Source organism: Aquibacillus rhizosphaerae (genome assembly GCF_030282825.1).
Lineage (GTDB): Bacteria > Bacillota > Bacilli > Bacillales > Amphibacillaceae > Aquibacillus_C > Aquibacillus_C rhizosphaerae.
This window is the reverse complement of sequence record NZ_JASTZU010000050.1, coordinates 25,310-31,647: the sequence shown is the minus strand read 5'-3', so window position 1 is coordinate 31,647 and position 6,338 is coordinate 25,310. Positions and strand designations below refer to the sequence as shown.

General features: G+C 35.8%; 7 protein-coding genes. 2 read left to right on the top strand and 5 right to left on the bottom strand.

The genetic code is table 11. The features are described 5' to 3' along the window. A partial coding sequence (locus QQS35_RS16015) for a transposase (RefSeq protein WP_285930212.1) occupies positions 1-714 on the bottom strand: 714 nt, incomplete at its 3' end. A 200-nt stretch (positions 715-914) separates the two neighbouring features. Then, positions 915-2,132 carry an NAD(P)/FAD-dependent oxidoreductase gene (locus QQS35_RS16010; RefSeq protein WP_285933234.1) on the bottom strand — a complete coding sequence of 406 codons (1,218 nt, stop codon included), beginning with the start codon at positions 2,130-2,132 and terminating at the stop codon, positions 915-917. Between the two features lie 274 nt (positions 2,133-2,406). On the opposite strand from QQS35_RS16010, the gene QQS35_RS16005 reads away from it, so the two are divergent. Together QQS35_RS16005 and QQS35_RS16000 are read left to right on the top strand one after the other, a co-directional pair. After that, a complete protein-coding gene (locus tag QQS35_RS16005; protein WP_285933233.1) occupies positions 2,407-3,390 on the top strand; it encodes an NAD(P)/FAD-dependent oxidoreductase in 984 nt (327 codons plus the stop codon). Positions 3,391-3,577: 187 nt separating this feature from the next. Then, entirely contained in the window at positions 3,578-4,411 is an 834-nt protein-coding gene (locus QQS35_RS16000) for an MBL fold metallo-hydrolase (RefSeq protein WP_285933232.1), read from the top strand. A 207-nt stretch (positions 4,412-4,618) separates the two neighbouring features. On the opposite strand, the gene QQS35_RS15995 is transcribed toward QQS35_RS16000, so the two are convergent. From QQS35_RS15995 to QQS35_RS15985, 3 genes are all read right to left on the bottom strand, one after another. Then, positions 4,619-4,978, bottom strand: a complete 360-nt coding sequence (locus QQS35_RS15995) for a HesB/IscA family protein (RefSeq protein ID WP_285933231.1) — start codon at positions 4,976-4,978, stop codon at positions 4,619-4,621. A 56-nt stretch (positions 4,979-5,034) separates the two neighbouring features. Further along, on the bottom strand, positions 5,035-5,898 hold the full coding sequence (gene dapF / locus QQS35_RS15990) for a diaminopimelate epimerase (RefSeq protein ID WP_285933229.1): 864 nt from the start codon (positions 5,896-5,898) through the stop codon (positions 5,035-5,037). A 91-nt stretch (positions 5,899-5,989) separates the two neighbouring features. Continuing rightward, entirely contained in the window at positions 5,990-6,226 is a 237-nt protein-coding gene (locus QQS35_RS15985) for a YuzB family protein (protein ID WP_285933228.1), read from the bottom strand. Positions 6,227-6,338: the final 112 nt, after the last annotated feature.

The following is a 6,338-nucleotide window of genomic DNA, read 5'->3' as shown; positions in this document are numbered from 1 at the left end:
CCAATACACTTGGCGCATGAAGTGAAACCGGTCAGCAATAATTAATGGATTACCCAATGCCTTACGTACAGCTTGCTTGAAAGACTTTGACAAATCCATCACCACAATCTCCGTCTTACTGGTATCACAGGACTGTAAATAGGACTGTATTGTGTCTACTTTTCTATCGGATAACACATCCACAATTTCTTTATTCTCTACATCTGCGATGACGGTTTGAAACTTTTCCCCACCTGCATCACCCTTGAATTCGTCAATAGATATAGCTCGCGGAAGAACTTTTGTAGTTTCGATTTTATGTCGATTAAATAAGCGCAATAATCGATTTGTCGTCATCCCTGTTAACTGAGCTGCAGTAGTAAAAGAACCAACAGCCGTATAAGTTAACGCAGTCGTCTGCACCACATTTGTACACCGCTGATAGCGATCCACCATCTGTAGTTTTTCGTAAAAGGTATGGTTACAATTCACACAGAGGTATCGTCTTTTGCATAAGGAAATTTTCAAGGATCTATTAGACATAATTGATCCCTGGATTTTCTGGTTGCGATAACCATGAACACGTTTCGTTTTCGTACTACAAAACGGACACTTCTGTTTTTTGACTTTTGTCCGCAATTCCACCAACAAATAGTCGGATTGATCACTGAAATCCCATACATCAACATGCTTGTCTTTAATCCCTAACATTTCTATGATAAAATGATTTTGCACTCTTTCCCTCTCCTTTTTCCTTTTGTCTCAACAACTTTAGGTTAACAAAAGAGAGGGGAATGAGTGTATTTTTTTGTTTTTCTTTTGTCCCTTGATAGGACTGAGGACACCACCACATTCAGTATAGAGCCAGAAAAAAAGCCTCAAATAAAACATTTAAAAAAGCAAAGGCAGTATTACTGCCTTTGCCTTACCAAACTTTAAAATATATTAAACTTCCCTTTTTTAAGTAGTAATCCAATACCACCTATCTTAAATAGCGCTCTGTTATCGATAATTTTTTTCATCACAGATGCCGACCATCCAAATAACTTTTTATTTCCAAAAACAACTCCAATAGCGTCACCATGACCTAGAGATGCTACAGTTCCTTGGTTGTTGAACGTAAACGACTCTAATTCATCCTTACCTTTAACAAGCATTACAATGTTGTGAGCACATACATCAGCTTCTTGCATGGCTATTTGTGCTGTTGGCGGATAAGGTCTTTCAGTTTCCTTATTCCAGATTAATGCACAGTCTCCTACAACAAAAACATTTTCATGTGATGGCGCACGTAGATCAGGTTTAACTTCCACTTTACCACGATTGTGTTCTAAACCAGATTCTTCTACAAGACTGTTAGCTCGTACACCTGCAGCCCATACTGTTGTACGAGTTGGAATTTGTTCTTGCTCTCCATCTTTTTCAATAACAATACCTTCAGGTGTACACTCTTTAAGCATTGCTCCTAGTTTGAATTCCACACCTTTTCCTTCCAATGAATTCATTGCATACTCAACTAATTGAGGATCGAATCCAGGTAAAATACTTGGTGCAGCTTCTACGTTAATAATTCTTACTAAACTACGATCAATGTCATATTCTTTACACAATTCGGGAATTCTATTGCCAAGTTCGCCTAAGAATTCAATTCCTGTAAAACCACCGCCCCCAACAACGATGTTTAAACGATCTTGATTCTTTTCTTTTTCGTTATTATACTTCGCAAAGTTATATTCGATATGTTGTCTAATTAAACGCGACTGATTGATATTACCAATAGTGAATGCATTTTCTAGCAACCCTGGAATACCAAAAGTAGCTGCTTCAAAACCTAAGGCAACAACAAGATAATCGTAGTCTAATTCACTATTTTCTAAAATAACTTTATTATCATCGGGTTTAATTGACGTAACTGTATCTTGTACAAAATCAACTTTCCCGGAATTAATTACATCTTTAATGGCATATCTACTACGATCGTGATGAAGCGTTCCTGCAGCACTTTCGTGTAACCATGTTGATTCATAATGATAATCATGCTTGTTAACAAGCGTGATGTGTGCATCATTAATTCCTAATTGTTTTTGTAGTTTTACTGTTGTTGCTAGTCCCCCATAACCTGCTCCTAAAATGACAATTCTTGGCTTATTCATTTTTTCATCACTTCCATTTATCTAATATTTTTATTTTAATAACAACGTGATATATTTCACTAATTAGCGTAGCGCAATACAATGTCACAATATCGTAATATTTAACCTAAAGATTATCTTAGACTCTTTTTCAACAATTTTCAACCCTTAAGTTTATTTTAAGAAAATTTAAATAATTTCACAACACATTAATCTGTTAATTATTACACATAACTAATTTTATGTTAAAATAATATTGTCTACTTATGCTTATGTAAAATAGGGGGAATTAATCATGTCCGAACAGGTATATGATATTACAATAATTGGAGCCGGGCCAGTTGGTTTATTTACAGCATTTTATGGCGGTTTACGGCAGGCCAGTGTAAAAATAATAGAAAGCCTTCCACATATAGGAGGACAACTAAGTGCTCTATATCCAGAAAAGTACATTTATGATATTGCAGGGTTTCCTAAAATTAGAGCACAGGAATTGATTGATAACCTAAAAGAACAAACAGATCTTTTCAAGCCTACTATTGTTCTAAATCAATCAGTAGAAACAATTGAACGACAAGAAGATAAAGTTTATAAGTTATCAACTGATCAAGGTGTGCATTTCACAAAATCCTTGATTATTACAGCTGGCAACGGTGCCTTTCAACCGCGCAAATTAAATGTAGAAGGCGCAGAAAATTTCGAAGGAAAAAACTTGCATTATTTTGTAGAAAATATGAATAGCTTTGCTGGAAAAAAAGTTGTACTGTTCGGTGGAGGAGATTCTGCAGTTGATTGGGCACTTATGCTAGAGCCAATCGCTAAAGAGGTAATATTAGTTCACCGTCGTGACCAATTCAGAGCTCATGAACACAGCGTAGCCAACTTAATGAATTCAAAGGTTAGGGTTATAACTCCATATGCACCTGAAGCCCTTATTGGCGAAGATAAGATTGATCAAGTTAAAATTAAAGAAGTTAAAGGTGACAGTGAGGAAATTATCGACGTTGATGCGGTATTAGTAAATTATGGATTTATCTCTTCATTAGGACCACTTAAAAACTGGGGACTTGAAATAGATAAAAACAGCATCGTTGTTAACTCCAAAATGGAAACAAACATTGAAGGAATTTACGCCGCAGGTGATATATGCACCTATCCTGGAAAAGTTAACCTGATTGCTTCTGGATTTGGTGAAGGTCCTACTGCAATAAATAACGCAAAAGCATATTTAGATCCAGATGCAAGAATTCAACCAAAACATTCAACAAGTATGTTTTAAAAAACCCCTTAAATGGGGTTTTTTTATGTTGGCTACTTTTTAAAAAGTTGAAGTCGAATATCAACTGTGCTTTTGGAACTCTTGATTTGGGGATAAATATTAACGTATTGTAGTGGGATAGTAATAATGAGTGTTATAACATGAAGTAATAGCGCTTTAGTTTAAAACAAGTTAATGAGGTGAACGTATGGAAAATAGCTATGAAGATAGAATAATTCCAGTAACGAGTATCACAAGTGGAATTGGGCAACTGATTACACCCGATGTGTATTGCTTACCCATTCAAATCGTTAACATTTGTTTTGTAGGTGAACCCAATGATGAAAATTGGGTCATTGTTGATGCTGGTATGCCTAGATCTTCCGACACAATTATAGAAGCTGCAGAAAAACGCTATGGTTCTTCCAATAAACCTGCAGCCATCATTTTAACACATGGACATTTTGACCATGTAGGTGCAATAACAGATTTGATTAAACATTGGGATGTTCCCGTATTTTCACACAAATTAGAGTTACCTTATTTAACCGGAAAAGAATCCTATCCTGAAGGTGATTCTACTGTAGACGGTGGACTTGTATCTGAAGCATCTCCTTTATTCCCTAATCACAGTATTAATTTAGAGAATCATGTTCAAGCGCTTCCTGACAATGGAAAAGTTCCTTTTATGAATGATTGGCGTTGGATTCATACACCCGGGCATACAAAAGGACATATTTCTTTGTTTAGAGATACAGATCAAGTACTAATTGCTGGGGATGCTTTTGTAACAGTGAAACAAGAGTCATTATATAAAGTAATTACCCAACAACAAGAAATTAGTGGACCACCAAAATACTTTACAACAAATTGGCAGGATGCATGGGAATCAGTTAAGAAATTAAATGATTTGAAACCAGCTGTTGCCATAACAGGTCATGGTGTACCAATGAGTGGTGAGTTCCTCTCAACAGAATTAGAAAAACTTTCTAAACACTTTGATTCAATAGCAATCCCTGAACATGGAAGGTTTGTCCATTAACAACAATTAAAGGCAAGCCTTGAATAAAATAGTGTAGTTCTAGTACGCATCATGACCTCCGACAACTGAAGACGAACATCTATGTGGTTGCACTTTATCACATAGATGTTTAACTTGGATAGACGCTAGAGCTAGTCATCTCCGAGTTTTTCATATTTTCTTAGCTCTTTAAAAAACCTTGGCTATTAAATAGCCAAGGTTTTTTGATTAACAATTCTCAGGTGTGCCTTCACGTTCCTTCGCTTTAAACGAAGAACCGCAACCACATGAAACAACTGCATTTGGGTTTTCAATGGTAAACCCGCCACCCATCATGTTTTGTTTAAAGTCAATGGATGTTCCTTCTATAACAGGTATATCCTGCCTAAAGATCGTTACTGGAATACCGTTAATCTCTTCCTTTAAATCTAACTCATCATTTACTTCATAATCAAAGCCTAATGAATAAGAAAGACCACTACATCCTCCACCTTTAACACCAAAACGGAGACGTACATTTTCTTGGTCTTCTTCCTTCATCATTTCTTCTATTTGAAGACGCGCATTGTCCGATATATTAAGAACCATCGTTTGTCCTCCTTATCTATTTCATAATTGAAGTATACTAAGAAATTGTTCTTCATTCAACCATTTGAACTCCAAATGTACTCGCCTACAACTGTAGTTTCAGCATTTCCTCTCATCCATACACGTCCATCTTCCGCCCATTTGATAAAAAGATCGCCACCACTTAGATGCACACATACTTCTTGACCTTCCGTTGAATACCCATTAAGTATAGAGGCAACTACAGCAGCGCAAGCTCCTGTTCCACAGGCCTGCGTTATTCCAGAACCACGTTCCCAAACACGAAAATTTATTTCCTTATCTGATATTATTTCCACAAACTCCACATTTACCCCTTCAGGAAAACGTGTGTCTACTGTAATAGATGGACCTAATTCCATCAAAGGGGCATTTTCGATATCCTCAACAAAAAAAATAGCGTGCGGATTTCCCATTGATACCGCAGTTAAATCTAAAGGATGATGACTTACTAAAAAAGGCTCTGAGACTACTTGAACGGCATCATCACCTTCCATAGGTATTAAATGACGATTCAATATTGGTTTGCCCATATCAACCGTGACTTCATCTACTTGATTACGATCACCGCCTACCTGAGCAGTAACAATACCTGCCTTCGTTTCAATAGAAAAAGTGTTATGTTCAACTATATTGTTTTCATAAACATACTTAGCAACACATCTTATCCCATTGCCACAGTTTTTCCCTTCTGAACCATCTTTGTTAAAGATTCTCATGCCCGCGTCAGCTTGATTACTAGGGTGAATTAATATTAATCCATCTGAACCAATACCAGTGTCTTTATTTGCAACATCAATTGCTAGTTGTGATAAGTATTCTTCTTCTATATTAAAATCAAATAAATTCAAAAAAATATAACTATTACCTAGACCATGCATTTTAGTAAATGGTATTCTCATGGTTACCCCCGCTAATCATTTATTAAATTACTTGTTTTCATTATACAAATGACGCCATAGATTAGCCACTTAAATCTACTATGACGTATTATTAAAATAGAGGATTTTCATCTAAATATTTATAAACATTTTCCACTAACTCCTCGGGTGTATCGGCCATGACAGGCTCCCCGTTTACGATAGCAAACATATATTGGGCACATATTCCACAAAAACTAGTACAACCATATTCTATGACATCAAGATCTGGATCTTTTTCCAGCTCTTCTTTTGCTTTTTGGGAACCACTCACTAAATTATTTACACAAAATTCTATAATTGGATACATAATTCTCTCCTCAACATTACTAAGCCATTTCAAACATCATATAGATGTGTATCAATATAAATCAATTACTTATATTATATAATGGTATTCCTTAGTTAAAACTCATGAATCC